The sequence below is a fragment of the Pseudomonas sp. GW456-12-1-14-TSB6 genome (genome assembly GCF_059424205.1).
This window is the reverse complement of the sequence record NZ_JBWKZE010000051.1, coordinates 1-24,659: the sequence shown is the minus strand read 5'-3', so window position 1 is coordinate 24,659 and position 24,659 is coordinate 1. Positions and strand designations below refer to the sequence as shown.

Here is a 24,659-nt window from a genome sequence, read left to right as displayed (position 1 = left end):
ACATCGAGAGGAGGTGCAGCGAAGCAAACCGGAGGCGATGCCCCCGGATGAATCCCGGAGCGAAGGAACCCCGAGCCCCAGCGAGGGGCCGAACGCCGGGGCCAAGCCTTTTGCTTACTTTTTGGCGTTTGAAAAAGTGAGCCGCTGTAAGAGCGGAACCGCCAGCGGCAACACCCGAAGAAACGGATATTCACCCAACCCAACAAGAACCTGGTCGGCCCGAAGGCCGCCACGTTCACTCGGCATCCGGATCAATCTTGTTCTGAGTCAGGTACCGATTCAAAACATCATCCTGCGAAGGAGTAGAAGCATCCCCCGCCACCTGCCACAACCGCCGCTCAATCCCCTGCGCCACCATATGCCCCACCGCCGCCTCAATCGCCGACAACACACACAACTGCGCCGGCTCATTGGTCGTATACCCGACCTCAGCCTCAAGCAACTTCTTGAACTCGATAAACTTGAAAATCCCCGCACTGCGCGCCACCGAATAAATCGTCTTGCTGGTCATCACATTCGCCAGCACCTGCCCACTACGCACATCCACCGCACGCAAATTCACCGTCACCTGATCCACCCGATACTCACGGGACAGATCAATCCCCAGATACCGCGCCCCTTCCCCACCGCTGCGCACGTTGGTGTCGTAAGCGATGATCCCGCCCTCAAGCATCATGTTCGCCGCCTGCAACGGTGGCAGCTCACCCTGAATGTTCACCGGCGTATTCGGCTTCTTCTGCGACGCGCGAATGATCTTGCGTTCAGTCAGCAGGTTCTGCAGCCCTTCCCGTTCGAGCACCACAAACCAGCCGCTGGCCTGCATGGCGTCCATCAACATCGACGCCGCGCCCTGGGTGACGCTGGTGGAAAAGGAGCTGGCCGGCGTCGGTTTGTACTGCCCGGTCTGGTCACGGAAGCCGTACACCACCGCCATCAGCCGGCCCTTGGGTCGCGGCATTTTCAGCAAGTCGTAGTAGGTCGAGGCCCTGGGGGTCAGGGTCGGGGTATCGGTGTCCTGCTCGGCCGGCATCGGCTCGCGCAGACTGCACCCTTGTAATGCTGCCAACATCAGCCCTAGCGCAATTATTTTTTTCATGTCCATCGCTCCCCGGAACCGTCATCCCGTCATGGGTTGAGGCCGTTCACCTGAATTTCGGAAACTTCGCCGCTCGCCCGGTCGGTCACTTCAATCGTCAGTGCCCCCGAGTCATCAACGACGTTGACGATAAAAGCGTCGGTGGACAGGCTCCCCGTGTTGCCGGTGGAGATGTTGTCCAGCAGTTGCCCCAGCAACCGCGACTGCAATTGACTGGTGAAGCGCTCGAGTGCCGAAGTGCCGGCCACCGTCGAACGCTTCTTGAGATCCGGATCGTCGTGGTCGTTTTGCGCCTGGGCGTTGTTGAGCAGCCAGGTGCCGTTGAGCGGGTTGCCGCCGAACGACGGGTTGACCGGCGTGTAGACCAGTTCGGTGGCCTGGACGGCAGCGGCGCTGGCAAGCCCGATCAACAACCCCGAGATCCAGAATCCGCTGCGCCGTGAGAACGTTGTCGTGTTCATAGTTCGTCCTTCTCAAGGTCGGTGGTGTCCTGCAACAAGGCTTCCAGCTTGCGCCGGACGACCTCCAGTCGAACCGAGTCGGCGGCCTCGTAGGCCTCGTCCTTCAGTTCCACGGTGTTCGGCGGCAGGAAGCGCCGATACACCAGGCGTTGTTGATACTCGACGGTCACCAGGCTGCCCCAGCGTGCGTCGGGGCGCTCGCGCACCACCAAGTTGAAATCCATGCGGCTGGTGTCGCGCAAGCGCTCGCTGAACGAGTAGTAAAAGTCGTGGCCGATGTGCGAGATCGTGTCGTCGACGATGAAGCCCATCATTTCGTCTTCCTCGCTGGCGCTGGCGAAAGACGCCACGGCCGCGAGGATCAACGCGCACCACACGTGGCGGCTCATGGTTGCAACGCCTGCGGCAGGGCCGACTGGCCTTTGACCGGGGCCCCGTTGCCAGAGCCGGTGCCGTCGAGGAAGGCTTTCTCGGCCACAAACTGCCAGTCCGAATAACGCTGCATGCCTTCGAAATCCGACCACTGCGACGGGAAGTCCGCCTGCTTCAACGGCACCTCGGTGGAGGCACTGTTGATGCCGGTGATGCGTCCGTCGAAACCCCGTTGCAGTGCCCATTCGCCGCCGCCGATCGGGTCCGGATAGAGCTGGCGCAGATGGTGGCGGGCTTCCGGAAAACGTTCGTCCTGCAGCAGGTCGGCCAGTTCTTTCGGGTACTGCGCCAGACCCGGCGAACTGCGGTAGTAGCTGCGCAGCGCCTGGGCGTACTGGGTGCCGACCCATAGCAGTTGCTTCTCGCGGTCGCGGCGCGACACGGTCGACCACAACTCGCCGGCACTCGCCAGGCCCATGCCCATGATCACGATCAGGAACAGCACGCCCAGGTAGGTGAACCCACCCTGCTCCACGTGCTTACCACTCGGAATACTGGCTGCCATCACGCGCCCTCCCGGTAGCTCCGCTCTTGATGTCGGCGACGCCGCCCGCCACACCGTCCGGCGGTGCGATCAGCACCCATTGGTCATTGCGTTCGGTGATCGGGTCCAGCGGCGCGTTGCGCAGGTAACGCATCTCCACCAGTTGCTCGATGGAATCGGGATAGCGCCCGGTGTCGCCGTAGTAGTGATCCAGCGCCTCGCGCATGGCCGACAGGCTCTGGTGCAACGTGGTCTCTTTCGAGGCCTCGAGGCTGTTGAAGTAGCGCGGCAAGGCGATGGTCATCAGGGTCGCGATGATCGCCATCACCACCATCAGCTCGAGCAAGGTAAACCCCTTTTCCCGGCGCATGAGAATCACCACTCGCGGTAAGCGATGCCGTTGAGGCCATGGCCCCGGGCGAGGGAGTAGACGTCGAACACGTCTTCGCCATCGCGCGGGTTCTGGGCCGAACTGTTGTAGGCCCGCAGGCCCCAACCGCCGTTGTCGTCACGTTTGGCCGGCACCAGCGGATCCCGCGGTATCCGGCGCAGAAAGTAGAACTTCGCACCCTTGGCACTGCGCACGTCGCGCACGCCTTCGACCAGCACTTTCAGGTTCGGCGGGTAGCCGCTGCTGTTCAGGGATTTCTCGATGTAGCCGGCATCGAAGGCACGCTTGTAGGCGTCGATGCCATCGCGAATCTGATACAGCGCGGTCCGCAGTTCCTGCTCCTTGCCACGCCGTACCAGGGTCTCGGTCAGCGGCGCGGCCATGCCGGCCAGCAGGCCGATCAGGGCCAGCGTCACCACGACTTCAATCAAGGTAAAACCGCGCTGGGAGGCGTTCATGATCAAGGCTTCTCGACGGTTACACGGGTGGTGGCCACGGCCGCTTCACCGACTGCACGAGGCTGCGCGGCAGGCGTCGGCATCGAGTAACTCTGCGAACGGTCCGGCGCCTGGATGTGCATGCTGGTTTCGGTGCCGGTGGGGAATTCCATGTCCGACGGGCTCTGGTACGGCAGGTTGCGCACGATCCGTGGGGTGATCGACAGCACCAGTTCCGATTTGCCGATGGTGTCTTTGTTGCTGCCGAACAACCGGCCCAGACCCGGAATGTCGCCGAGGCCCGGAATCTTGTTGCCGGTGGCGCCGTGGTCGTTGCGCATCAGGCCGGCGAGGATCTGGGTTTCGCCGTCATGCAGACGCAGGGAAGTCTGGGCGTTGCGGGTATCGACCTGCACCGGAATTGTCCCCTGGCGGGTCGGTTCCAGCGGCGTGGCGTTACTCACTTCCAGAGCAATCTTGATCGCCACTTCGTTGTTCAGGTGCACGGTCGGCTGCACTTCGAGCTTCAGACCGACGTCGAGGTAGGTGACGCTTTCGGTGATCACCGGGCCTTGAGTGGATGGCACTGAGGTGGCGCTGATGATCGGCACCCGTTGACCGATGTGGATGCGCGCCTGTTCGCGGTTGCTGACGCGGATCACCGGGCTGGCCAGGGTGTTGATGTCGTTGTCCTGGGCATTGATCTTGGCTTGCGGCGACGGCGAGATCGAAATCCGGCTGGAGTTGATGCCCTTCAGTTGATCAAGAATGGTCACCGCCGAACCGTCGCTGTTGACCACGCCGAAAGTGTTCGGCCATTGCAGGCCGAGGTCGAGAATGCGCTGGGTGGCGACTTCCATCACTTCCACTTCCAGCACCACTTCGGGGTTGGACTGGTCTTGCGATTGCAGGAGTTTTTCGGCCATGCGCACGGCGTCTTCGGTGTCGCGCATGGTCAGGGTGTTCAGGCGTTCGTCGACGAACACGTCGCGGGTCTTGAGCATGGTCTTGATCATGTTCAGCGCGGTGTTGGCGTCGATGCTGGTCAGGTAGAAGGTGCGCATCACCAGTTCTTGGTAATCCTTCAGCTTCTGCGGCGAGTCCGGAAAGATCAGCAAGGTGTTTTCGTTCACCACTTTCTGGTGCAGCTGGTTCTGTTGCAGCAGCAGTTGCACGGCGTCTTCGATGCGCACGTCACGCACGAAGATCGTGGCTTTCATGTCCGGACGCAGGTCCTTGTCGAAGATGAAATTCAGGCCGGCAACCTGCGACAGCACTTCGAAAATGGTCTTGAGGTTGGCGTCGCGAAACTCCAGGGTCACCGGGCGATCAAGCCGGGTGCGCAGTTGCGGGTACTGGATGACGTTGCGGCTCTGCACCAGACGGATGTTGCCTTGCAGCTCCAGCGCGCCGTCGTTTTTCGGGTCGAGTTCGAGGATCTGTTTGACTTGGCGGTCGGCGCCGTAGATGTCGCCCCGGCGCAGGTCGCCACGGGCCAGCTCCAGTTTCTCATCCATGCTGCGCAGGTAGTCGAGCTGGCGCAGGGCATCCTGGGCGCGGCGGTTGTTCGGCTCGATGGTCAGCACCCGGCTGTAGGCGGTGCGGGCCGAGGCGAAATCGCGGCGGGCGCGGTCGGTGTCGCCGGAGGTCAGCAGCGCGGTGATGGCCTTGGCCCGACCGCTGTTGAGCAGCAGGTGCAGCTCGGTGTCGCGCGGATTTTCCCGCAAGCCTTCCTCGATCCGGGCCAGGCCCGCCTCGTACTGCCCCTGATCGATCAGGTCGGCGGCTTCCTTGTTGGCGACCTGCGCGGAACTGCACGCGGCCAGCCCGGCACACAGGCCGAGGCTCATCAGCAAACGGGATCTGTTCATTGCGTACTCCCCACAGACAAGGTCTGCGACAAATGCAAAGGCAGGTAGACCAGGCTCAGTTCCACATCGGAAATCGCCGCAATCTTCCAGGTGTCGTCGATCACATCCCCGCTGCGCACGACGTAGATTTTCTCGCCGTCCTGCAGGAACACCTGCAGGTCGCTGCGGTCATGCAGCCTGCCGACGAACTGAAACGGCACCGGTGGCAGGCTCGGGGCTTGCACCACCGGGGTCGGGTTGATCGCTTGTTCGGTGACCGTCGCCAGGGTCGGCGCGGCCTTCCAGGATTTGCTCGCAAACAGGTCGCCGGCCGGGCTCAGGTCCTTGATCGGCGCCGCATTCGCCTTGGCGCTGCTGGCGGGCAAGGCGCCACGGGCGCTGGCTTTGGCCGGGCTGGCCACGGCGACTTCGGTCGAATCCGCTTCGTCGCTCGGCAAGAAATATTCCGGCAACCAGGCCAGCGCCGCCGCCACGCCGAAGAACGCCACCCAGCCGGTTATGCGTTTGCTGTCCATCACGACCTCGACAGGTAGAGGGTCATACGGATCCGGCCGCTGAGGTCGGTGTCGGCAATCTTCTTGCGTTGAAACTCGACGTCTTCCACCACCACCGCCGGCAACTGGCCGAGCAAGGCGTGCAGGAAGCGGCGCAGTTGCGGGTAGCTGCCGCGCACCGGCAACAGGATCTGGTAGCGCGCCAGATGGGTCTTGGGATCGACGCCGAGGGCGTATTCGCCGCGCGCCAAAGTGATGTGTTCCTGCGCGGCCAGGGCGTAGATGCGATCGATGGCGACGGTGGCCTGCGGCTGGGCCGGCAGCTTGTTACGAAAATCATCCAGCTGACGTTGCGGCACCACGGGCGGGGCGATGCTGCCGTCCTCGACCTTGGCCAGGTATTCGGTGGCTTCCCGGGTTTGCTGGCTGAGTTGTTGCAGCGATTGCCAGCCCGGCAGCAAACCGCCGAGTGCCCAGGCCAGCGTGACCAGCAGCAGTGCCAGACCGGCCAGGCCCGGAACGCCGAGGCCTTGCAGGTATTCGTGAACGATCAGTCTAGGGATTCGCATCGCCTATCTCCCAGGTCGCCGACAGGTTGAATTGCACCGGTTGCTCCGGCGATTTGACGACGATTTCATGGCTCAGCAGCGACACGTCGGACAGCTCGTCACTGGCCTCCAGCCGTTTGTGGAAATCCAGCATCGCTTGCAGATCCCGCGCCTCGGCGCTGATCCGCACCTGGCCCTTGCGCGCATCCGGGGTCAGGGTCAGCAAGGCGATGTCGTCGCGCGGCATGGCTTCGAGCATGGCGAACAGGCGTTCCCAGGGCCGGCGCAGTTGCTGCGAGACCTTGCGCATTTCGGCGAGGTTCTGCGCCTGCTCGCGGGTTTCCGCCGGGCTCAGCGTTGTCTTGCTTCCGCTGTCGCCGGTGAGCTGGCGCTGGGTGTGTTGCAAGTGACCCTGCTGTTGTTCGGCCTGATCGCCGAGGTGCTGCTGCACACCGAAGCACACCAGCGCGAGCAACACACCGCCGCCGAGCAGGCTCCAGCCCAACGGGCCGGAACGCGGACGAGGCTGGAAGTCGAGGTTCAAGGCGCGCATGTCAGGCCACCGCCCGGGACATGACGTACAAGGCGTCACGCACGGTCATCGAGTTGTCTTCGAGGGTGCGCAGGTGCACCCCCGCCACCTCCGGTTGCGCATCGAGGCGCGCCGGAGCGTGCAGATAAACGTTGAAGGCGCGTTCGCTGGTGGAGGCTTGCAGTTGCCGTTCGCGACCGATCAGCGCGCTGAGTGCCGCGTCGCTGTCGCTGCCGCCCACCGAACGCACCGACGACCAGCGCCCTTCCCTTGCCAGCAGCAACACGCTGCGTTGCGGTTCGGCGACGATGAACAGGAAGTCACCGGCGTCGAGGCTTTTGTCGAAACGGTTGAACGCGGTCATCAGGTACGGCTGCACCGAGCGCAGACGCAGGCCGCGACCCGTGACCAGCGTGCGCAGGCGTTCCAGCAAGTCCTGCGGCAAGGCGCTGGCGATCCGGTCATGCCCGGCAGGCTCAGCCGACAGCACCAGGCTCCAAGGTTGGGTCGGGGCGCCGAACAGGTCTTCGAAGCACAGTTGGGCGAAGCCGCGCAGTTCGTCAGGGCTGCTGATCTGCTCGCTCCACGGCACCAGACAGAAGCGGCTGAAGTGGCCGGAGATCACCACGCTCAGCTCGGCACCGGCACGGGTGTGTTCGCCGAGCAGACGGTCGAGGGTGTCCAGCGCCACCGCGTAGCTCTGGAAGCCTTCGTCGATGTAGCCGACGCTGCCCAGCCACAGGGTGTCGCTGCCCCGGCGCTGGCCGAGGCCGACACCGCTGGCGCCGAGCACGGCGATAAATTGATCACGCGATAAAAGTGACACGATTGATCTCCTCCAGCGTGGTCCGACCGTGCTCCACCAGCTCCAGCGCCGATTCGCGCAAGAGGCGCAAACCACGGGCGCAGGCCAGGGCTTTGATCTGAGTGATGGGTTGGCGCTCGACGATCATCTGGCGCAGTTCGTCGTCCAGGTGCAGCAGCTCGGCAATCGCCGTGCGGCCGCGATAGCCGCTGCCCCGGCAGTGACCGCAGCCCTTGCCGTGGACGAAGTGGTAGTGATCGACTTTCTGTGGGTCGAGGCCCGAAGCGCGCAGCTCTTCATCGCTCGGGTTGACCGGCGTGCTGCAACTGCTGCACACCAGCCGGATCAGACGTTGGGCAAGAATCGCGTTGAGCGCCGAGACCAGGCTGTAGGGGTCGATTTCCATTTGGGTAAAACGACCGATCACGTCGAACACGTTGTTGGCGTGAATGGTGGTGAATACGAGGTGACCGGTGAGCGCCGATTGCACGGCGATCTGTGCGGTGTCCGGGTCGCGGATCTCGCCGACCATGATCTTGTCCGGGTCGTGACGCAGGATCGAGCGCAGGCCACGGGCGAAGGTCAGGCCTTTTTTCTCGTTGACCGGAATTTGCAGCACGCCCGGCAGCTGATATTCCACCGGGTCTTCGATGGTGATGATCTTGTCCACGCCGTGGTTGATCTCGGTGATCATCGCGTACAGCGTGGTGGTCTTGCCGCTGCCGGTGGGGCCGGTCACCAGCACCATGCCGTAGGGTTCGGCAGCCAGGCGGCGCAGTTGGCGCAGGGTTTCGTCTTCAAAGCCCAGCGCTTGCAGTTGCACGCCGCAGACCTTGTCGGCCAGGTCCTGTTTGTCCAGCACCCGCAGCACCGCGTCTTCGCCGAAGATGCTCGGCATGATCGACACCCGGAAGTCGATCTGCCGGCCGCTGATACCGATCTTGAAGCGACCGTCCTGCGGCACGCGTTTTTCGCCGATGTCCAGTTCGGCCATGACCTTGACCCGCGAGATCACCTGCTCGGCGAACTCGCTGCCCTGGATCTTGCCGATGTTGTTCAGCACGCCGTCGATCCGGTACTTGATCACCAGGCCCTGGCCGGTGGTGCCGAGGTGGATATCGCTGGCGTGCATTTTCAGCGCGTCGTACAGGGTCGAGTTGACCAGTTTCACCACCACGCTCGAGTCTTCGCTGATGCTGGTCAGCGACAGGCTTTGCAGGGTGTCGGTCTCGCTGCCGGCGTCGGCCTGGGCGTTGAGCGATTCGACGGCGTGGAAGCTTTCTTCGTGGCGGGCCAGATAGGCCTTGAGGTCGTCGGCATGCACCAGGTACAGCGGCGCGCCGTGCAGGCATTCGTCGATCCAGGCCAGACGCGAGGTGTCGAAGGGGTCGGCGAACACGCCGATGACTTCGTCGTTGTGGCGCAGCAGGATGAATTCACGTTTGAGGCATTGCGCGAGGGTGACCCGGTCGAACACCGGGCTCGCCAGAAACAGCGTGTCGGTGTCGAGCACCGGGTAATGCAGGGTGGCGCCGAGGCTGGCAATGAACGGCATCGGCGCCAGTTCGCAGAGCACGGCCAGTGCATCGAGCACCCGTTCCCCGGAAGTGCTGGCCCGTGCCCGGGCCTGGGCCAGTTGCTCACTGGAAAAGCGTGGCGGGGTCTGGGCCTCCAGCGGAGGATTGACCGACAGCGGTTCGACGACAACGGACAGACGATCCATGGCTTGCTCTCCAACACCCGGGGCTTGAGGCCCTGACGGCGCGGGAGGCGAATTCGGCGAGTGCCGGAACGTCTATCGCGCCATTACTCCCCGGTGAGCATTTGATCGTCGTCCGGTGCCATGGCCTCCGACCGGTTTCGTCGGCGGTCCGCCAGCACCCAACTGCCATCGTACAACTGCAACGGGAAGCTCTCGGTCCTGCTCTGGCGTCGTTCGACAAAGCCTTCGGATGGGCTCGCACCGGGTTTCGCTTCGCGCTGGATCCCCAGAAGGTCGCAGACAGCTCGGGCCAGTTCCGCCAAGGGAAACGGTTTGAACAGGATGTGGCTGACCCCCAGTTGCCGCGCCCGCTCACAGACTTCAGCGGTCGGGTGACCCGTTATCAGCACGAAATGACACGTCCTGTTCTGGCGGACCGCGTCGAGCACCTCGAACCCTTCCATATCGGGCAAGCGGTAATCGAACACCAGCACGTCGGGGGCGAAAGTCTCGGCCTGGCCGATTCCCTCTGCGCCGTCATGTGCAATCCGGACTTCCAGCCCTTGCGCCGACAGATAATCCTGAAGGTTCTGTGCAAGCAGCTGTTCGTCTTCGACAACCAGTACTTTGTTAACCAAGGTGGACTCCCTGAAACCTCAAGTGCCGGCAATTGAAATTCAATGACCCGAACCTGCTGGAGTGCGCCTCACAAGAGGTAAGGCACACTTCATGCCAGGCTGAATGCCGGTAATTTTTTGTCTTCATGTCCTTGAATTGAATGGAAATGCCCGCTCGTCCCGGTACCCCGTTCCCCAGAAACGGGGAAGCACCTGAATGGGCATCGAAGCCATTCCCCACTATTGGGGGGGAACCTTCAGTCGTCGTCAATTCGTTCGATCCTGTTCTCTGCCCGTAACTGCGCGAGCACCTGACGACGAGCCTGGGTCTGTTGCTGTCGGGCGAGGTAGGCCCTGACTGTTTCCAGCCCTTGCTCCTCTGGGACATCGGCCGCCTCCTTGTGGTTCTCGACAAAGATCAAATGCCAGCCGAACGGTGTGCGCACCGCTTCGCTGACTTCACCAGGCTTGAGGGCAAACGCTGCCGTTTCGAAGGCCGGCACCATCTGCCCACGGGCGAAATACCCCAGGTCCCCGCCCTGGCTGGCGGTGACATCTTCCGATCCCGATTGCGCGACGCTAGCAAAGGTTTGCTCCCCTGCGATAGCCGCACGCATTTGCATCAAGCGTAGTCGTGCCGCTTCAACCGTGGCGGCATCGGCATCGCCGGCCACCTTGATCAGAATGTGCCGGGCCTGCACCTGCTCCGGCGCGCCCATTTCAGCGCGGTGTTCCTCAAAAAACGCCCGCACCGTTTGCTCGTCCAGGGCCTGTACTTGGGTCAGCTCGGCAAACATCCGCTGCGCCGCCAGCTCACGATGGGTGTACTCGGTGAACGAGGCTTCGTCGAAACCGGCGTCCTGCAAACGCTGGAGGAATTTCTCGGTGCCGCCAATGGCGGTGCGGGTCTGTTCGACCTGTTCGCGCACGGCTTGCTCATCGATCTTCACCCCGCGCTTGCGCGATTCCTGCCAGAGCAATTCCTTGTCGATCAGCGTGTCCAGCGCGGCCTGACGCAATTGTTTATAGGCCTTGGGGTTGCGGATGCTCGCCACGGCGCGGCCCTGATCTTCCAGGTACTCGGCGAAAAAACGTTCCAGGCGAAACTCGGAAATCGCCTCGCCATTGACCCGGGCGGCCACCGGTTCATTGTTCGCCATTCCCACCGACAACCAGCCTGTCAGCAGCCAACACAGGGTTTTGAGCTTCATGATCAGGGCCTCCGGTCAGGGCGTGGCAATAATCGGTTTGTAGGGAGCGACCAGATAAAAACGCTGGTCGGGCAAGTCAACGGTGACCACGTGCGCCCCGCTCAGGCCCAATCGTCGGCCGGGGCCGAAGCTCAGGCGCGGGGTCAGGCCGGTGTCGAAGTCGTGCAGGCCTTCGAGCGCCGCCACCAGTTTTTCGCGGCTGGCGTCGCGGCCGGCCTGCTTCATGCCTTCGCTGAACAACAGCATCGAGGCGTAGGCGCCGACTTGCAGCACCGCGTGCTGGGCGCCGAGGCCTTGATGCTCGCGCAACAGCGTCAGGGCCATGCGCCCGGCCTGGGTCCAGTCGCTGGGCACGAACGGATACGCCAGAAACACCCGCCGGGAAAAACCCTCCGGCACTTGCAGCAGATCCCCCGCCACCTGGCTCGACGCAGCAAACAGGTACGGCACCTGCCCGGCATTCTGCAATCCGGCCGCCAGCCGACTGAAACCTCCGCCGCTACCGAGGTAGAACACTGAGCGCGAGCCCAGCGGCAAGCTGTCCGCCGCCGGGTCGTAGGCCTGCAGATGGACTTTTTCCCAGCCGTGCTCCTGCAGATAGCGACCGAGGGTCTGCGCCGCCAGCATCTGGGCCGGGTCATCGGGATAGGCAATCAGCGTCGGCCCTTGCAGCACTCGCAAACTGGCGGTGGCGTAATCGGCCAATGCGATCAGTTGCTCACGCAGGCCCGGCAGCGGCTCGAAAATCTGTGGGCTGGCCTGCACCGGGCCGAGCAGCGACATCGCCCCGATCAGCGGCACGCCGGACTGTTCCAGACGCGGCGCCAGTTCGCTGTCCAGCGCCGGGGCCAGTGGTGCGATCAGGGCGAAGACCTGCTCTTCCTCGATCAGCCGTTGCAGGGCCTGTTCGGCACTGGCGCGATCCGGGCCGGGATCGGCCACGGTCAGGCGCAACTGCCGGCCGTGAATGCCACCGGCCTGATTGATCCGCGCGACGCTGCCGTTGAGCACCGCCGCGATGGTGGCGCCCTCCTCGGCCAGCGGCCCCTGGCTGGGCAGCAAGGTGCCCAGGTGCAAGGTCTGGTCATCGAGCCCCGGATCGCGGTCATCGGCCAGACGCTTGAGGTACGCGGTGAGATTGCGCTGATCCTTCATCGACAGCAGGAAGCGCGGCATGCTCGGGTCGAGGCGATTGTTGCCGGGGTCGCGGCCCTGCTGGATCACCCGCGCCAGACTGCTGTCGGTGTAGGCCGGGTAGTTGCGGCCATTGATCTGTTGCTGGCCATGAATGCTGGTCAGCCGCGACCAATTGAGCTCCGGCGGACGCACCCCGCCTTCGGGCCGGCCCAGACCATCGGCGCCGTGGCAGTTGGCGCACGGCAGGCTGGTGGCTGGCAGCAACACGTCCGCCGCGCCGACCCGCGCCATGATTGGCTCGCCGCTGGCGGACAGGCCTTCGCGGTACAGGCGCTTGCCGGCGCTTTCTTCATCGGTCAGCGGCAACGCGGCCACGCCGAGGCTGACGCCAGCGAGCAGGATCAGGGCGAGGACGCGGCCGAGGCTCATGGCGCGGACTCAGCGGCCGGCCACGGGCATTGTCAGCAGCTGCAAGCGCTGGGCAATGGCGGCGGCCGGGGCGTCGGGACGGATTTTGCTCCAGCGTTTGTTGGCCACATCGCCGACGATCAACTGGGTCGAGTGCTGCTCGGGCGTCGGCACGATCTGGCCGATGCGGCCCAGCACCAGGTCCATCTGCGCCTTGTCGCCGGTGAGGAAAAGCCAGTGAGGGTCATCGGCGCCCTGCTTCAAGGTGTAAGCCTTGAGCACCGCCGGCGTGTCGCGCAGCGGATCACTGGTAAGGGAAATAAAGGTGATGCCGTCGGCCTTGTCGCCCAGCAGCTCGCGGACTTCCTTGAGCTTGCGGGTGATCAGCGGGCAGGCGTCATTGCAGCTGGTGAAAATCACGTTGAGCAGCACCACGCGGTTGTGCAGCGCATCGCTGTAGAAACGCTGGACGTCGCCGTTCTGATCCAGCAGCGGCGTGTCGGTGAACCAGGTTTTCGCATCATGGGTGCCTTTGGCCGGTGCGGGCGCAGCGCTGGTCGTTGTCGTTGCTGGTGCCGGTGCCGGTTGCTCGTGGCCTTCGTGAGCCAGGGCCATGGCGCTGAAAATCCAGAAACACACCGTCAGGGTGATCCAGTCCAGGGTTCTCATGGTTGTTGCTCCATGGCAATCGCGGTGTGTTTGACGTGGGTGCGCAGGCCGCTGAGTTTCTCGACTTCCCTGGCCAGCAGTGCCGGATCGGTGAAGCCGTAATAGCGCGTCCAGTGGCGGCTGTTGCCGTCACCGACGAGGATCAGCGGCTGATGATTCTTGAAGTCGCCGCTGAAACTGCCGAGGCCCTTGAGTGTGGCGGTGATCGATTGCGGCGAACCGGTGAGCCAGCTCCAGCCCGGGCCTTTCTGGAAGGTGCGGGCGTAATCCTGCAGACGTTTCGGGTCGTCGCGCTGCGGGTCGATGCTGATCGACACCAGTTGCACTTCCGCGCCGACCCGGGCACCGAGCTGTTTCTGCACCTTGCCCATGATCGACGAGACCACCGGGCAGACCGTGGTGCAACTGGTGTAGATGAAACTCATGACCACGATCTTGTTGTGCACCAGATCCTGCTCGAGGTGCACGGTCTTGCCGTTCTGGTCGAGCAGCGGCACGTCGGCGAACTTGACCTGGGCGTGTTCCTGGCTGTTGGCGGCCGGTGCGGTGTGCCCGGCATGCTCGTCCGCCGAGTGGGCGCTGGCCTGCTGGATACCGACGGCCAACAGGCACAGGGTCAGCAGGCCACGGGATGCAAATCGGTTCATGGTCGTTTCCTCGTCACTGAGTCTGGCCGGGCAGCACCCGGACACTGGCAAAGGTCTTGTCGTCGAAACCGGCGCCCAGCGAGGCCGCGCGCACGTGCAGATACCAGGCGCCGCTGCGGTCGAGGGTCACCGGCGCTTCGTACACGCCGTCGGCGACTTCCAGCGCCGCCACTTCACGGGGCCGGGAAGTCGGGGCGAGGAAGTAGCGCAACTGCACGTCGGTCACACCGCTGCGCTGGATCTTCTGTTTGCCCTGGACGATGCGAAAGCGCACCACGTACGGGTCGTTGAGGCCCACGGCGGTCTTGTCCAGCAGGAACTCGACTTTTGCCGCGCCCAGGTGTTTTTCCGGCGCGCCGTCGGACGCCACCTGCGCGGTGAAGCAATGAATGATGTTCGGCTGGTTGAGCAGGAACGCCACGTCGAAGCGCCCCGCCGCTGGCAGCTTGACCCGGGCGCTGTAGAGCCCCGGCGACACTTCGCGCAGGCTGCGGTCGATCACCAGCGCAGCACGGGCGATCTGCCCGCGGTTGGGGTAACCGGACATCGGCGCGTTCATGCCTTCGGCGTAGAAATAGGTGGTGTTGTCCACCGGATTGACCACAAACACCGCGTTGTCATCGCGCGATACCGCGAGGCTCGATGCCAGCGGCAGATCCCCGGCCAGCCGTGGCGGCTGCGGCCCGGCCTCGAAACCCTGGGTAATCGGCTGACGCCCTTCGCCCAGCGAAGACAGGTTGATCATGGTGACTTTCGGCGAGGCCAGTCCGCGCACGTAGGCATAGGCCTGGGTGAACACCACTTGATAGGGTTCCGCCGAGACTTCCAGATCATGGATCGCCGAATCGTTGGCCGCATCGATCACGGTGGCGCGGTTTTCCACTGTGTTCAGCACCACGCCAAACCGGCCGTCGGCGCTGAAGCCCATCGGGCCGAGGCCCTGTTGCAGCTTGATCACCCGCCTCACGGCTCGGCTGTTGCTGTCGATTACCGTGACGGTGCCGTCCTTGCCATCCGCCACGTACACCGCGCCGGACAGCGGCGAATACACCACCGACAACGGGCTGGAGCCGGTCTTGACCTGTTGCACCAGGCTCAGGCTGGCGATGTCGATAACGCTGAGGGTGCCGTCGTCGCGGTTGCTGACGAAGGCGAAACGGCTGTCCTTGCTGAACGTGATTTCGTGGTGGCCGCGACCGGTCGCCAGGTGTTTCAGCGGTTTGAGGCTCTGGGTGTCGATCACCGTAACGCCGGACTCTTCAGCCTTGCTCGCGTTGTTGCCGACCCACAGCAGACGCTCGTCCGGTTGCAGCGCAACCCGCACCGGTTGGCTGCCGGCGGCCACCGAGTCGATGACCTTGAATTGCTCGCTGTCGATCACCGCCACTTCCCCCGCCGTCGGCATCGACACGAAGACCTTTTTGTTGTCCTTGGGCGTGACCCAGTCCATCGGCGCTTGCTTGAGTTCGATCCGCGCCAGGGTGCTGGTGATACCGCCGACCGAGACTGACGGATCGACCACCGAAACGCTGGCATCGCGGTTCATCACCAGCAGGAAATAGCTGTTGAGGTCGAGCAGCGGCCGCGCGCCGATGTTGGACTTGAGGAACGTGCCGACCCGCGACTTGCAACTCTGGTCACGGCCCTGGGCCTGATCGGCGGCGACGGCTTGCGGATCGATCCAAGCCCCCGGCGCCACACCGGACAACGGCTGGCCGGAGGCACCGTCGGTGACGCGAAACTGCACGTCGGCGAACTCGCCTTCACGCAACTGGCCGTCGCTGGCCAGCGGCTTCAGATCGAAGGCGATCGACACGCCGTCACGGGTCAGCACCTGCTCCGCACTGGTTTGCGCCAAGGCAATCTCGCTCAGCGTGAGCAGCGCGCCGACCATTGCCAGCAGGCAGACGCCGATGATGTTGATGATCCTGTTCATGTCGCTCTCCCCTACAAATCCTGTCCCCACCTGTGGGAGCGGGTTCACCGGTTCCCACAGGTCGCGCATTGGCACCTACTGAGCAGGCGGCGCCGGCTCCGGCTCATTGGTCACCCGCAGCAATCCCCACAGTCCCGAGGTGTTGCCATAGGCGCCGTAATCGCGGAACAGGTAGTCCCCCGGTATCGCGTTGCTGCCCCCGGCGCTCGGGATCATGAAGCTGAAGTGCGCCGCCGGCAGGATGCTTTCGTGAGCGCCGATGTACATCGACATCGGGTTGTAGCCGAAGCGCACCGACCCCACGCCCGGCGTGCCCATCGGATAGCCGCCGGTGTCGCTCTTCTCGGCCTGGAACGGGTTGAGCGACCAGACGTGTCCGTCGAGCTGGAACGTCGTGCCGCGACTGCCGCCGCTCGGCATCAGGATGTGCGTACGCAACGGCTGACCCGGTTTGGCGTACAGCACCGGCGTCTGAGGATCGCCGCCCACCAGCGCATTGCTGTAGGCCATGTGTGCGTTGGTCATGTCGCCGTAACCCGCGCCATCGGCATGGCCGAACGGCGCATCCGGGGCGAGGCCGAAGCGATACCACAAAGGTTCGGTCTTGTAGTTGATGGCCATGCTCGAGTTGTCCTGCGGATCGGTCGGCACGCCGAAGCCCTCGGCAGCGATGCCTTCCACCGGCCGGCCATTGGCCCAGCGAGTGTTCAGCGCCTTGTGCCAGACCATCGCGAAGTCGCGGTAGGTCGTCTGCCCCGGTGCGGTGACGGTGGCGTTGACCTTGCGCGCATCGTCGACCCAGGTCGCGCCGATCGGCAGGATGCTCATCGCCCCACCCAGACCTTTTTGCGGTTGCTTGATCACGTCCGCCGGGGTGATGTTCAGGCCACCGAACTCCACGGCCGTGGCGTTGATGTTGTCGACACTGCGCCCCAGTTGCGTGACTGGTTTGCCTTCACGCTCCAGGTGCCCGGCGTAGTACTGATAGGTACGGGTCGGGTAGGCGCCGCTGCTGCCCAACCGTGGCGGCACGGTCTGGATCGGGTTGGCGCCGACGTTGGCACCGTCGGACTTGGTGATGTCATAGGCCAGCAGTTGCGCGTGCAGACCCACGTGGCTGGACGGCCGCATCAGGTTGTTGCTGAAAGTGGTCGAGCCCAGGCCGCTGTTGCGATCACGTTTGACGATGCCCTGCATCACCGCGGTCTGGGTCAGGTCCGGCATCACGCTCGGCAGACGGTTTTCCAGGGTGATGTTGATGCAGTCCCCGGCCGCTGCGCGCAGCACCAGCGGTTCGACCGGAATGCCGGGTTTGAGCTTGCCGCTAACCGGATCGAGGTCGGATTTGCGCACGTACAGGATCGCCGTCGGATCATGCAGCGGCCCGCTCTGACCACCAATGGTGATGGTCTCGCCGTCTTCCGGATCGGTGACAGTCACTTGCGGGATGCTCACCGTGCGCGAGTTCAGCACCAGGGTGCCGCCCGCCGGATTCAGCGGCCCGCCGACATGCTGACCGAGCCCGGCCGAATCGCCGATGCTCAGGCCCAGCGAATTGCCGAGGATGTCGTTGGCCAGCGCCGCCACCACTTCATAGTTACGCTGCACCGTCGGCCGGGTGCCGATGCCGTTGGGGTTGGCGCTGATCCGTGGGCAGCTGCCTTCGAACGCTACGGTGTTGCGCATGCCGGCCGGACTCGGGTTGTTGGGGATGGCGAACAAGTCATTGCGTTTGGCCGTGTAGTTGCGCATCACGCCCCAGATCCCGCTCCAGTAGCCTTCGATCGAAGCGTCCATCGAGTACAGATAGTCACCGGTGGTCGCCGCAGAGCTGGACAGCATCGACACCGGTGCGATGAAGCCCATCTGTTCGGAGATGCCGATCATCTGCGAGGCACGCCAGCCCGAATTGGAGCTGTTGCCGAAACCGGAACCGCTCTGCAGCCATTTCACACCGTGCAGGGTGACGTTGTGCTCTTCCTCGTGGCCGCCGGCATGCACCCGCAAACGCACGTTGTCGCCGGTGTAGGTGCGCAGCATCGGGGTGAACGGATCGCCCGGCTCGCTGCCGCCCTTGTTGATGTGCGGCGGGAACAGGGTGGTGCCGCCAGTCGGGCCGGTGGCGGCCGTCACCAGGTTCGGCGCCAGGTTCATCGCCGGGATTGCCCGGTCGGTGCGGCTTTGCATGGCGTACGCCAGATCGCCGCCGAGGCCGTCAGCCTGCATGCCGCGCTTGCCGTCCGGGCCGACCTTGTTCGGATCGTAGACCCGCAGGGCCAGCGGCTCGTTGCGATAGTTGACGACGAACATGCCCGGATCATCCACGGAGATCGCTTGCGGGCAAGGCCGGCTCGGGCAGCCCGGCACCTGACCGCCCTGCACTTCCAACACGCCTTCGAGCAGGGTGCTGGCGTTGTTGCGCACCGGCGGGTTGATCGCGTAGCGGAAGCTGTCGGCCGTGGCCGGGAACGCTTGCGGATTAGGCACGCCGTTGGGCCCGGCGCCCACGTACACACCGGCTTCATAGGCGTGCTGGAAGTCGCTGTATTCGAGGAAGAACTCACGGAAGCTGTCGTTCTTGCCGTCGCCGTCGAGGTCGCCGGTATTGATCACCGCCTGCCACGAGGTCGGCCCACCGTCCTGGCGCGCGCCACTGTACAGAGGCTCGCCGGTTTCGGCGTGGAACCAGGTGGAACCGGCCGGTTCCGCCAGCACCGTGGCATACAGCCCGATCTGCTGGTGAGTCGATGGACCGAGGTGGTCGTGGGTGAAGATGGTGCCGAGCCCACGATCCACGCCCTTGGCGTTGACCACCGGGTCGACGAACCAGCGTTGCATGGCCGTGCGTGCGCCCATCCAGTCACTGCGCCCGAACTGACCAAAGAACGGATGCGCCTTGGCTTTCGGGCACGCCTGGGTGCCGTCGCGCGGGTCGCTGCCCTCGCACTGGTTGAATTCACGGATCGCGTGAATGCGTTCCTGAACGGCGCCCGGGGAGAGCACGCCGTCCTCATAGTTCCAGCCATTGGAAGAACCGTCGGCAGCCGTCAGGTCCCACTTCGGCAGGTGAATGTGCTGGCCGATCACGTCGGTCGGCGTGCGCACCTGATAGTCATCCATCTCGTACGTGGCAGGCACCAGGTTGGTTTGCTGGTATTGCACGCAGTCGAAGGTATTCATGCGCATCACCAGCGGCTCTGGCGGACGCTGCTTGGTGATCACCGGCCAGGCGTCTTCCCACAGCGCCAGAATCCGGGCTTGCGGGAAGTGATAACCGACCTTGTTGTACACCGCGTCGAACTGAATGTTGGCGGCCTTGTAGATCCTTGGCCGGTCGGCGGTGAAGGTCGAGGCGCCGACGAAGGACATGCCGTCCAGCCGGTCGCCGCTGGCGAATTCACCGGTGCCGGCGCTGCTGGTCAGGCGTTTTTGCCGGTCGTCCATGCACGGTTCGTAGTACGGCGCGCCGGCAATCGGCAAGGCGCCGTTGGTGCGGAAGGCCTTGGCCACGATCTGGTTGCCGGGCAGCAAGGCAAAGCTTGGGTGATCCTTTTTCGCGTGGAACGCCATCGCGGCCTGTTCCACTTCAGTGCCCTCTTCGGGCAGGTAAATCGGTTTGGCGCGGGTGACTTCCTTGGAGAAGTCCAGCGAGGTGGTCACGGTGTGCGCTTCGCCTCCTGCTGATACACCATCGAGGGTGTGACGCTGCAAGCCGCCGTCCCAGCCGCCGGACTGACTCGGGTCGAGGTTGGCCCACAGCGCTTTGCCGCTGGCTTTCAACGATTGCGCGGTGGCGGCGTCGAGCATGTCCAGCGGTGGGGTTGGCGGACGCTGACCGACCGAACTTTCCATGCCGCCGATCCAGAACGGATAGCCAGGGTTTTTCAGGCTGCCGTCGGCGTTACGGTTGGCCTCGCTGCGATCGACCAGTGCCAGGGAACCGATGGCTTGCGATCCACCGTTACCGCCGTGGTGCTCGCCGTCGTCATCGCCCTCGTCTTCCTCATCGTCGTCATCGTTACCGGCGACCAGGGTTTCGCCGATTTTCGGCACCACCACCACTTTGCCCGGCATCGGCGCCATGGCTTTGCCGGGCAGCGGCACCACGGCAGGAATCGGCGTGCCGGCGATGATCTCGCCATCCGGCAAGGCGCGGGCACCGGCGGCCGGTTTACCGCTGCGCAGGGCGTAAGGTTCGCTGTGATAACCATCGGCGCCCTGTTGCGAGACTTCCAGCCGGGTGCCTTCTTCGAACACATCGTGCACCCGCCACATGGACCACATGCCCTGGGCGAAATGCGGGTAGAAGTGGCAGTGATAGATCGCATCACCGGCCACCCGGTTGCGGTTGCCGGAGCCACCGTTGGCGATTTCGTAGGTATAGCCGGCGCCCGGACCGATGCCTTGGGCATCGACGTAATCGGAGTTGTCGTCGTTGGGGTTGAACAGCCACTGATGACCGTGCAGGTGGAAGATGTGCTGCTCATGCCCGTTGTGGGTGTTGCGGAATTTGACGAAGTCACCGATGTAGCTGTGGTTGACGTTCGACGGCTCCGACGGATACAGGGCCATGGTGGCCTTGACGCCAACCTGATCGGCGCTCGGTGTCTGGCCGGGGGCGATGTTCTCAAGCCCGGTGTTGGCCGGCACGTCCACCAGCATCGCCACATCACCGACGGTGTGCGAGCTGAGGAAGAACTCTTCGTAGGCGCACGACAGGCAATCGTGCATCGGCCCTACGCCGAGGCGGTTGGCGACCACTTCGGCGCCCATGCCGCCGGAACCGTAGTTGATCATGAACGAGTCGCGGGTCGGCTCCAGCACATGGGCCATGACCGGGTCGGCCCAGTAGGCGGGGAATGCCTGGGTGGCGGCGGTTTCGTCCTGGAACTGCGAGGCGAAATCGCGAAACGGCTCGAGGCGATTGGGGATCGCCGGGTTGCGTTTGCCCACCGATTCCAGCGGATAGGTGCTGGGCGCGAAACTGCCATCGGCATTGCTGCCCATGACGATGGCGTCGCTTTCGCTGGAGATGATTTCGTTGCCGTCGACCATGCTGATGATCGGCGTGCCGGCCTTGCCTTCACGCAGCCACGGTTCGCGCTGCGGGTAGCGGGCCTGGTAATCGACGATGGGGTGACCGGCCGGTGTACGGCCGGTGGTGGCCAGACGCATTTCTTCTTCGGTGAGGGTGTTGCGATAGGTGCGTCCCGACTTCGGCACCACCACGACCTGGCCGAACAGGCCATTGGCGGTGTTGCCGGCCGCGCCTTCCCCGCCGAATGTCGCACCACGGCTGCTGACGGCAAACGCCCCTTCGCGCTCGGCATACAGCACGTACGAACGGCTCGCGCCCGGCGGCACCAGGGTGTTGGCGTTACGCCCGGTGTAGGAGGAAATGTCGTCGATGCTGTTCACCGCTTGCAGGCCGTTGACCTGGAAACCGACATGCCGGTCGGCGACCTGCTCGTCGACCTTGAAAGCATCGGCGCCACTGACGTTCTCGGTGCCCTCCTCGCCTTCAGGCCCTTCGAAATGCTTGTTCGGGTTGGCCTGGTAGTCGAGCAGGTTCTGCAGGTTGATCGTCAGGCAATCACCGGCGGCCACCCGCAGCACCAGCGGCCGTGGACGCTTGTCGGCACGCAGCGAGACCTTGCCCGGCACCGCGCTGCCGCCGTAGGCCAGCGAAACGTCATGCTCATCGACCACATCGCGGCGCAGGGCGTACATCATGCCGTTGGCGTTTTGCGCACCGAGGCGGTTGAACATCAGCGGTTGATCGAAGGCGACCACATTGGCCACCAGATTGCGCTCGCAGCGCACGGCGGCGCTGGCCAGTTCGACGCTGAGCATCGAGACCAGCAACAGCAGCCAGTTCAACAGGGGCGGTGCGTGGTGAATGCCAACCATGATCGGAAACCTCGTAGTGGGTGCTCACAGGGAACGATTCTCGTTAAAGCCCTGAGAGCAATCCGCATGCCACAAAAAATTGCCTTCCATCTCAATCAGTTACACAGGTCACTTGAGAATGCGGGGGATATTCCCCACCCGTTTCCCCACTTTTCCGGGCCCCTTGGGTTTGCCCCGATAGTGGGGAAAGCCGGGGCTGGATTTAGAAAAAAAAGGCTTTACAACGGCGCATCCACCGCCAGCCCCTGCAAGCGCCGGTACTGACGCAGCACGCTCGGGACATAGCGCTGGGTTTCGGCGAACGGAGGAATCACCCGGCCCCGGCTGAGCACCGCGTCAGGCCCGGCGTTGTAAGCGGCCACGGCCAAGGCGATGTCGTTGTCGAACATCGTCATCAGGCGCTTGAGGTACTTGGCCCCGCCCTGGATGTTGGCCTTGGGGTCGTAGACGTCTTTCACCCCCAGCTCGCGGGCGGTGTCGGGCATCAATTGCATCAGTCCGCCGGCGCCCTTGGGCGAGGTGGCACCGGGGTTGTAATTGGATTCGGACTTGATCACCGCGTGCAGCAAGGCTTCGGGCAGATGATTGGCGCTGGCCGCCGCTGACACCAGCTCCGCGTAGGGCTGGTTGGCGATCAATTGCGGTTGCCGGTCAAGGCTGACCAGTGGCGCATCGGACTCGCGAATCACCCGCTCGTAAGTGCGTCCGGGACGATGGACGTTCGACAGCACGTAGCTGCCCTTGGCGTCCATGGAAACGAAGACATCGGCTTGCGCGGCACCGACCGACAGCACGCAGCCGAGCAGTCCTGCAGTGAATGAATGGATCATTGGGCCTCCCCTGACAGGCCCCGAAAAATTGGGGGAAATGCCCCACTGACCCGTCGTTGATCAGCCGTATGCAAGCACTGTGCCGACTCTTGAAAAGCCCGTAATACAAGGGCTTCAGCCCGACAGCCGAAATTATCGGGGGCTGAGCATGGCAATTGCATAAGCCCTTTCGGCGACACGGCTGCCACTCACGGGAGGTCATCATGAAGCTGCATTTTCGTCCGCGTGCCCAACGCGGTTTCACCCTGCTCGAATTGCTCGTGGTGCTGGTGGTGCTCGGCCTGTTGGCCGGGATCGTCGCGCCCAAATATTTCGCCCAGCTGGGGCGTTCCGAAGTGAAGGTCGCCAAGGCGCAGATCGAAGGCCTGAGCAAGGCGCTGGATCTGTACCGGCTGGAGGTCGGCCACTACCCGTCCACCGAACAGGGTTTGCAGGCGCTGGTGACCGCACCGAGCGACGAAGCCAAATGGACCGGCCCGTACTTGCAGAAAAAACTGCCGCAGGATCCGTGGGGGCGTAACTACACCTACCGCTATCCCGGCGAAAACAGCGAGTACGACCTGCTCTCGATGGGCAAGGACGGCCAGCCCGGCGGCGAAGGCGAAAATGCCGAAGTCACCAACTGGCAATAAGCGGAGCACACGGCATGCGATTTCAACTCAAAGCAGTGGGCAAGGCCGGGGTGGTGTCGCTGAGTGTCGAGGCGCCCGGCCAGAGCGAAGCACGGCGTATCGCCGAGGATCAGGGCTTGCGCGTGGTCAGCCTGCATGCCGAGCGCCACTGGCGTTCGTTGCGCCTGAGCAAGCGTGAAACTTTCAACCTGGTGCTGTTCAGCCAGGAACTGACCACCCTGCTCAACGCCGGCCTGCCGCTGATCGATGCGCTGGAAAGCCTGGCCGAAAAAGAAACCGCCCCCGCCGCCCGCAAAACCTTGAGCGAGCTGGTGCGGCTGCTGTACGAGGGCAAATCCTTCTCCCAGGCGCTCGGCCAGTTGTCGGCGGTGTTCCCGCCGTTGTACGTGGCGCTGGTACAGTCCAGCGAGAAGACCGGCGCGGTCGGCGATGCGCTGGGCCGTTACGTGAGCTATCGCCAGCGCATGGACGAAGTGCGGCAGAAGATCGTCAGCGCCTCGATCTACCCGCTTTTGTTGTTGGTGGTCGGCGGTGGCGTGGTGCTGTTTTTGATGGGCTACGTGGTGCCGCGCTTCAGCCTGGTGTTCGAAGGGCTGGGCTCGAACCTGCCGTGGCTGTCGCAGATCCTGATGAGCAGCGGCATGTTTCTGCACGCCCATCAGGGTGAGTTTTTCGGCCTGTTGGCGACGATCGTCATCGCCCTCGCCGTGCTGCAGAAACAACCGGCGTTTCGCCGTGGGCTGGATCGGCTGGTGGAGAAACTGCCCGCCGTGCACCAGCGGATTTTCATGTATGAGCTGGCGCGGTTTTACCGGTCACTGGGGATTCTGCTGCAAGGCGGGATTCCGCTGGTGACGGCCATGGGCATGGTGCGCGGCCTGCTCACCGTAGCCTCCCGGGCACGTCTGGATCAGGCCTGCGAGCGGGTGCGCGAGGGGCAGTCGCTGTCCACCGCGCTGGAGCTCAATCATCTGGTGACGCCCGTGTCCCTGCGCCTGCTGCGCGCCGGCGAGCAGTCCGGCAACCTGGGGCAAATGATGGAACGCAGCGCCGATTTCTACGACGAGGAAATCAGCCGCTGGATCGAGTGGTTCGTGCGGTTGTTCGAACCGCTGCTCATGACCTTCATCGGCCTGTTGATCGGGGTGATCGTAATCCTGATGTACATCCCGATCTTCGAACTGGCTTCGAGTATCCACTGACCTCGGGAACGGGTCGGATCACACGCAAACAAGGCACATCCACGTTCCCAATCAAGACAACAAAGACGGAGAACGATATGCACATTAAAAAGCTCGTGCTCGCAATGGCCATCGGCGCAGTCCTGTCGGCGTCTACCGTACTGATTCCGGACAACCTGTCCGGGGTGTCGAGTGTTCAGGCCAAGGAAGGGGGAAGTGGTGGTGGAG

The 24,659-nt window shown here is 63.7% G+C and carries 22 protein-coding genes; 2 read left to right on the top strand and 20 right to left on the bottom strand.

Annotation, left to right across the window (positions count from 1 at the left end):
- Positions 1–235 precede the first annotated feature (235 nt).
- The 20 genes from AC07Y2_RS27985 to AC07Y2_RS27890 form a co-directional block, all read right to left on the bottom strand.
- Positions 236–1,096: a CsgG/HfaB family protein gene (locus AC07Y2_RS27985; RefSeq protein WP_064378912.1), complete on the bottom strand. Its 861-nt coding sequence runs from the start codon at positions 1,094–1,096 to the stop codon at positions 236–238.
- 29 nt (positions 1,097–1,125) lie between these two features.
- Positions 1,126–1,557, bottom strand: a complete 432-nt coding sequence (locus AC07Y2_RS27980) for a curli assembly protein CsgF (protein WP_007956141.1) — start codon at positions 1,555–1,557, stop codon at positions 1,126–1,128.
- Positions 1,554–1,946 (bottom strand): curli production assembly/transport protein CsgE, encoded by a 393-nt coding sequence (csgE, locus tag AC07Y2_RS27975; RefSeq protein ID WP_039769043.1) that lies wholly within the window; start codon positions 1,944–1,946, stop codon positions 1,554–1,556. Before csgE ends, AC07Y2_RS27980 begins: the two co-directional genes overlap by 4 nt.
- Positions 1,943–2,494, bottom strand: a complete 552-nt coding sequence (locus AC07Y2_RS27970) for a type II secretion system protein (RefSeq protein WP_039769041.1) — start codon at positions 2,492–2,494, stop codon at positions 1,943–1,945. The genes csgE and AC07Y2_RS27970 overlap by 4 nt, the downstream gene beginning before the upstream one ends.
- Positions 2,469–2,843 (bottom strand): type II secretion system protein, encoded by a 375-nt coding sequence (locus AC07Y2_RS27965; protein WP_011333435.1) that lies wholly within the window; start codon positions 2,841–2,843, stop codon positions 2,469–2,471. The genes AC07Y2_RS27970 and AC07Y2_RS27965 overlap by 26 nt, the downstream gene beginning before the upstream one ends.
- Before the next feature lie 5 nt (positions 2,844–2,848).
- Positions 2,849–3,322 (bottom strand): type II secretion system protein, encoded by a 474-nt coding sequence (locus AC07Y2_RS27960; protein WP_039769040.1) that lies wholly within the window; start codon positions 3,320–3,322, stop codon positions 2,849–2,851.
- Positions 3,323–3,324: 2 nt separating this feature from the next.
- A complete protein-coding gene (locus AC07Y2_RS27955; protein ID WP_103387384.1) occupies positions 3,325–5,172 on the bottom strand; it encodes a secretin GspD/PilQ domain-containing protein in 1,848 nt (615 codons plus the stop codon).
- Positions 5,169–5,687 carry a hypothetical protein gene (locus tag AC07Y2_RS27950; RefSeq protein ID WP_074687734.1) on the bottom strand — a complete coding sequence of 173 codons (519 nt, stop codon included), beginning with the start codon at positions 5,685–5,687 and terminating at the stop codon, positions 5,169–5,171. Before AC07Y2_RS27950 ends, AC07Y2_RS27955 begins: the two co-directional genes overlap by 4 nt.
- Entirely contained in the window at positions 5,687–6,235 is a 549-nt protein-coding gene (locus tag AC07Y2_RS27945; RefSeq protein WP_074687733.1) for a GspMb/PilO family protein, read from the bottom strand. The genes AC07Y2_RS27950 and AC07Y2_RS27945 overlap by 1 nt, the downstream gene beginning before the upstream one ends.
- On the bottom strand, positions 6,222–6,767 hold the full coding sequence (locus AC07Y2_RS27940; protein WP_007956129.1) for a PilN domain-containing protein: 546 nt from the start codon (positions 6,765–6,767) through the stop codon (positions 6,222–6,224). Before AC07Y2_RS27940 ends, AC07Y2_RS27945 begins: the two co-directional genes overlap by 14 nt.
- A 1-nt stretch (position 6,768) precedes the next feature.
- The gene (locus AC07Y2_RS27935; protein ID WP_102718815.1) at positions 6,769–7,572 is read right to left on the bottom strand and encodes a hypothetical protein; all 804 of its coding nucleotides are present in this window, start codon (positions 7,570–7,572) and stop codon (positions 6,769–6,771) included.
- Positions 7,553–9,274, bottom strand: coding sequence for a GspE/PulE family protein (locus AC07Y2_RS27930; RefSeq protein ID WP_103387385.1), 1,722 nt, complete (start codon positions 9,272–9,274; stop codon positions 7,553–7,555). Before AC07Y2_RS27930 ends, AC07Y2_RS27935 begins: the two co-directional genes overlap by 20 nt.
- 83 nt (positions 9,275–9,357) lie before the next feature.
- The gene (locus tag AC07Y2_RS27925) at positions 9,358–9,891 is read right to left on the bottom strand and encodes a response regulator (RefSeq protein ID WP_103387386.1); all 534 of its coding nucleotides are present in this window, start codon (positions 9,889–9,891) and stop codon (positions 9,358–9,360) included.
- A 236-nt stretch (positions 9,892–10,127) separates the two neighbouring features.
- Entirely contained in the window at positions 10,128–11,081 is a 954-nt protein-coding gene (locus AC07Y2_RS27920; RefSeq protein WP_103387387.1) for a peptidylprolyl isomerase, read from the bottom strand.
- Between the two features lie 15 nt (positions 11,082–11,096).
- Positions 11,097–12,647 carry an ABC transporter substrate-binding protein gene (locus AC07Y2_RS27915; RefSeq protein ID WP_103387388.1) on the bottom strand — a complete coding sequence of 517 codons (1,551 nt, stop codon included), beginning with the start codon at positions 12,645–12,647 and terminating at the stop codon, positions 11,097–11,099.
- Positions 12,648–12,656: 9 nt separating this feature from the next.
- Complete coding sequence (locus AC07Y2_RS27910) at positions 12,657–13,295, bottom strand: SCO family protein (RefSeq protein WP_039769030.1); 639 nt, start codon at positions 13,293–13,295, stop codon at positions 12,657–12,659.
- Positions 13,292–13,942 (bottom strand): SCO family protein, encoded by a 651-nt coding sequence (locus AC07Y2_RS27905; RefSeq protein WP_103387389.1) that lies wholly within the window; start codon positions 13,940–13,942, stop codon positions 13,292–13,294. Before AC07Y2_RS27905 ends, AC07Y2_RS27910 begins: the two co-directional genes overlap by 4 nt.
- A gap of 13 nt (positions 13,943–13,955) precedes the next feature.
- On the bottom strand, positions 13,956–15,878 hold the full coding sequence (locus AC07Y2_RS27900) for a YncE family protein (RefSeq protein WP_103387390.1): 1,923 nt from the start codon (positions 15,876–15,878) through the stop codon (positions 13,956–13,958).
- 75 nt (positions 15,879–15,953) lie between these two features.
- Positions 15,954–21,788 carry a manganese-oxidizing multicopper oxidase MnxG gene (mnxG, locus tag AC07Y2_RS27895; protein WP_103387391.1) on the bottom strand — a complete coding sequence of 1,945 codons (5,835 nt, stop codon included), beginning with the start codon at positions 21,786–21,788 and terminating at the stop codon, positions 15,954–15,956.
- A 218-nt stretch (positions 21,789–22,006) separates the two neighbouring features.
- Positions 22,007–22,618: a lytic transglycosylase domain-containing protein gene (locus AC07Y2_RS27890; RefSeq protein ID WP_039769024.1), complete on the bottom strand. Its 612-nt coding sequence runs from the start codon at positions 22,616–22,618 to the stop codon at positions 22,007–22,009.
- Between the two features lie 203 nt (positions 22,619–22,821).
- On the opposite strand from AC07Y2_RS27890, the gene gspG reads away from it, so the two are divergent.
- The gene (gene gspG / locus AC07Y2_RS27885) at positions 22,822–23,250 is read left to right on the top strand and encodes a type II secretion system major pseudopilin GspG (protein WP_007956107.1); all 429 of its coding nucleotides are present in this window, start codon (positions 22,822–22,824) and stop codon (positions 23,248–23,250) included.
- A gap of 14 nt (positions 23,251–23,264) precedes the next feature.
- Positions 23,265–24,452: a type II secretion system F family protein gene (locus tag AC07Y2_RS27880; RefSeq protein ID WP_064595139.1), complete on the top strand. Its 1,188-nt coding sequence runs from the start codon at positions 23,265–23,267 to the stop codon at positions 24,450–24,452.
- Positions 24,453–24,659 lie beyond the last annotated feature (207 nt).

Bases quoted from the DNA above. Each gene is read 5' to 3' on its own strand.
- AC07Y2_RS27985 (WP_064378912.1), bottom strand. From the start codon at position 1,096: ATGAAAAAAATAATTGCGCTAGGGCTGATGTTGGCAGCATTACAAGGG.
- AC07Y2_RS27980 (WP_007956141.1), bottom strand. From the start codon at position 1,557: ATGAACACGACAACGTTCTCACGGCGCAGCGGATTCTGGATCTCGGGG.
- csgE (WP_039769043.1), bottom strand. From the start codon at position 1,946: ATGAGCCGCCACGTGTGGTGCGCGTTGATCCTCGCGGCCGTGGCGTCT.
- AC07Y2_RS27970 (WP_039769041.1), bottom strand. From the start codon at position 2,494: ATGGCAGCCAGTATTCCGAGTGGTAAGCACGTGGAGCAGGGTGGGTTC.
- AC07Y2_RS27965 (WP_011333435.1), bottom strand. From the start codon at position 2,843: ATGCGCCGGGAAAAGGGGTTTACCTTGCTCGAGCTGATGGTGGTGATG.
- AC07Y2_RS27960 (WP_039769040.1), bottom strand. From the start codon at position 3,322: ATGAACGCCTCCCAGCGCGGTTTTACCTTGATTGAAGTCGTGGTGACG.
- AC07Y2_RS27955 (WP_103387384.1), bottom strand. From the start codon at position 5,172: ATGAACAGATCCCGTTTGCTGATGAGCCTCGGCCTGTGTGCCGGGCTG.
- AC07Y2_RS27950 (WP_074687734.1), bottom strand. From the start codon at position 5,687: ATGGACAGCAAACGCATAACCGGCTGGGTGGCGTTCTTCGGCGTGGCG.
- AC07Y2_RS27945 (WP_074687733.1), bottom strand. From the start codon at position 6,235: ATGCGAATCCCTAGACTGATCGTTCACGAATACCTGCAAGGCCTCGGC.
- AC07Y2_RS27940 (WP_007956129.1), bottom strand. From the start codon at position 6,767: ATGCGCGCCTTGAACCTCGACTTCCAGCCTCGTCCGCGTTCCGGCCCG.
- AC07Y2_RS27930 (WP_103387385.1), bottom strand. From the start codon at position 9,274: ATGGATCGTCTGTCCGTTGTCGTCGAACCGCTGTCGGTCAATCCTCCG.
- AC07Y2_RS27920 (WP_103387387.1), bottom strand. From the start codon at position 11,081: ATGAAGCTCAAAACCCTGTGTTGGCTGCTGACAGGCTGGTTGTCGGTG.
- AC07Y2_RS27915 (WP_103387388.1), bottom strand. From the start codon at position 12,647: ATGAGCCTCGGCCGCGTCCTCGCCCTGATCCTGCTCGCTGGCGTCAGC.
- AC07Y2_RS27910 (WP_039769030.1), bottom strand. From the start codon at position 13,295: ATGAGAACCCTGGACTGGATCACCCTGACGGTGTGTTTCTGGATTTTC.
- AC07Y2_RS27905 (WP_103387389.1), bottom strand. From the start codon at position 13,942: ATGAACCGATTTGCATCCCGTGGCCTGCTGACCCTGTGCCTGTTGGCC.
- AC07Y2_RS27900 (WP_103387390.1), bottom strand. From the start codon at position 15,878: ATGAACAGGATCATCAACATCATCGGCGTCTGCCTGCTGGCAATGGTC.
- mnxG (WP_103387391.1), bottom strand. From the start codon at position 21,788: ATGGTTGGCATTCACCACGCACCGCCCCTGTTGAACTGGCTGCTGTTG.
- AC07Y2_RS27890 (WP_039769024.1), bottom strand. From the start codon at position 22,618: ATGATCCATTCATTCACTGCAGGACTGCTCGGCTGCGTGCTGTCGGTC.
- gspG (WP_007956107.1), top strand. From the start codon at position 22,822: ATGAAGCTGCATTTTCGTCCGCGTGCCCAACGCGGTTTCACCCTGCTC.
- AC07Y2_RS27880 (WP_064595139.1), top strand. From the start codon at position 23,265: ATGCGATTTCAACTCAAAGCAGTGGGCAAGGCCGGGGTGGTGTCGCTG.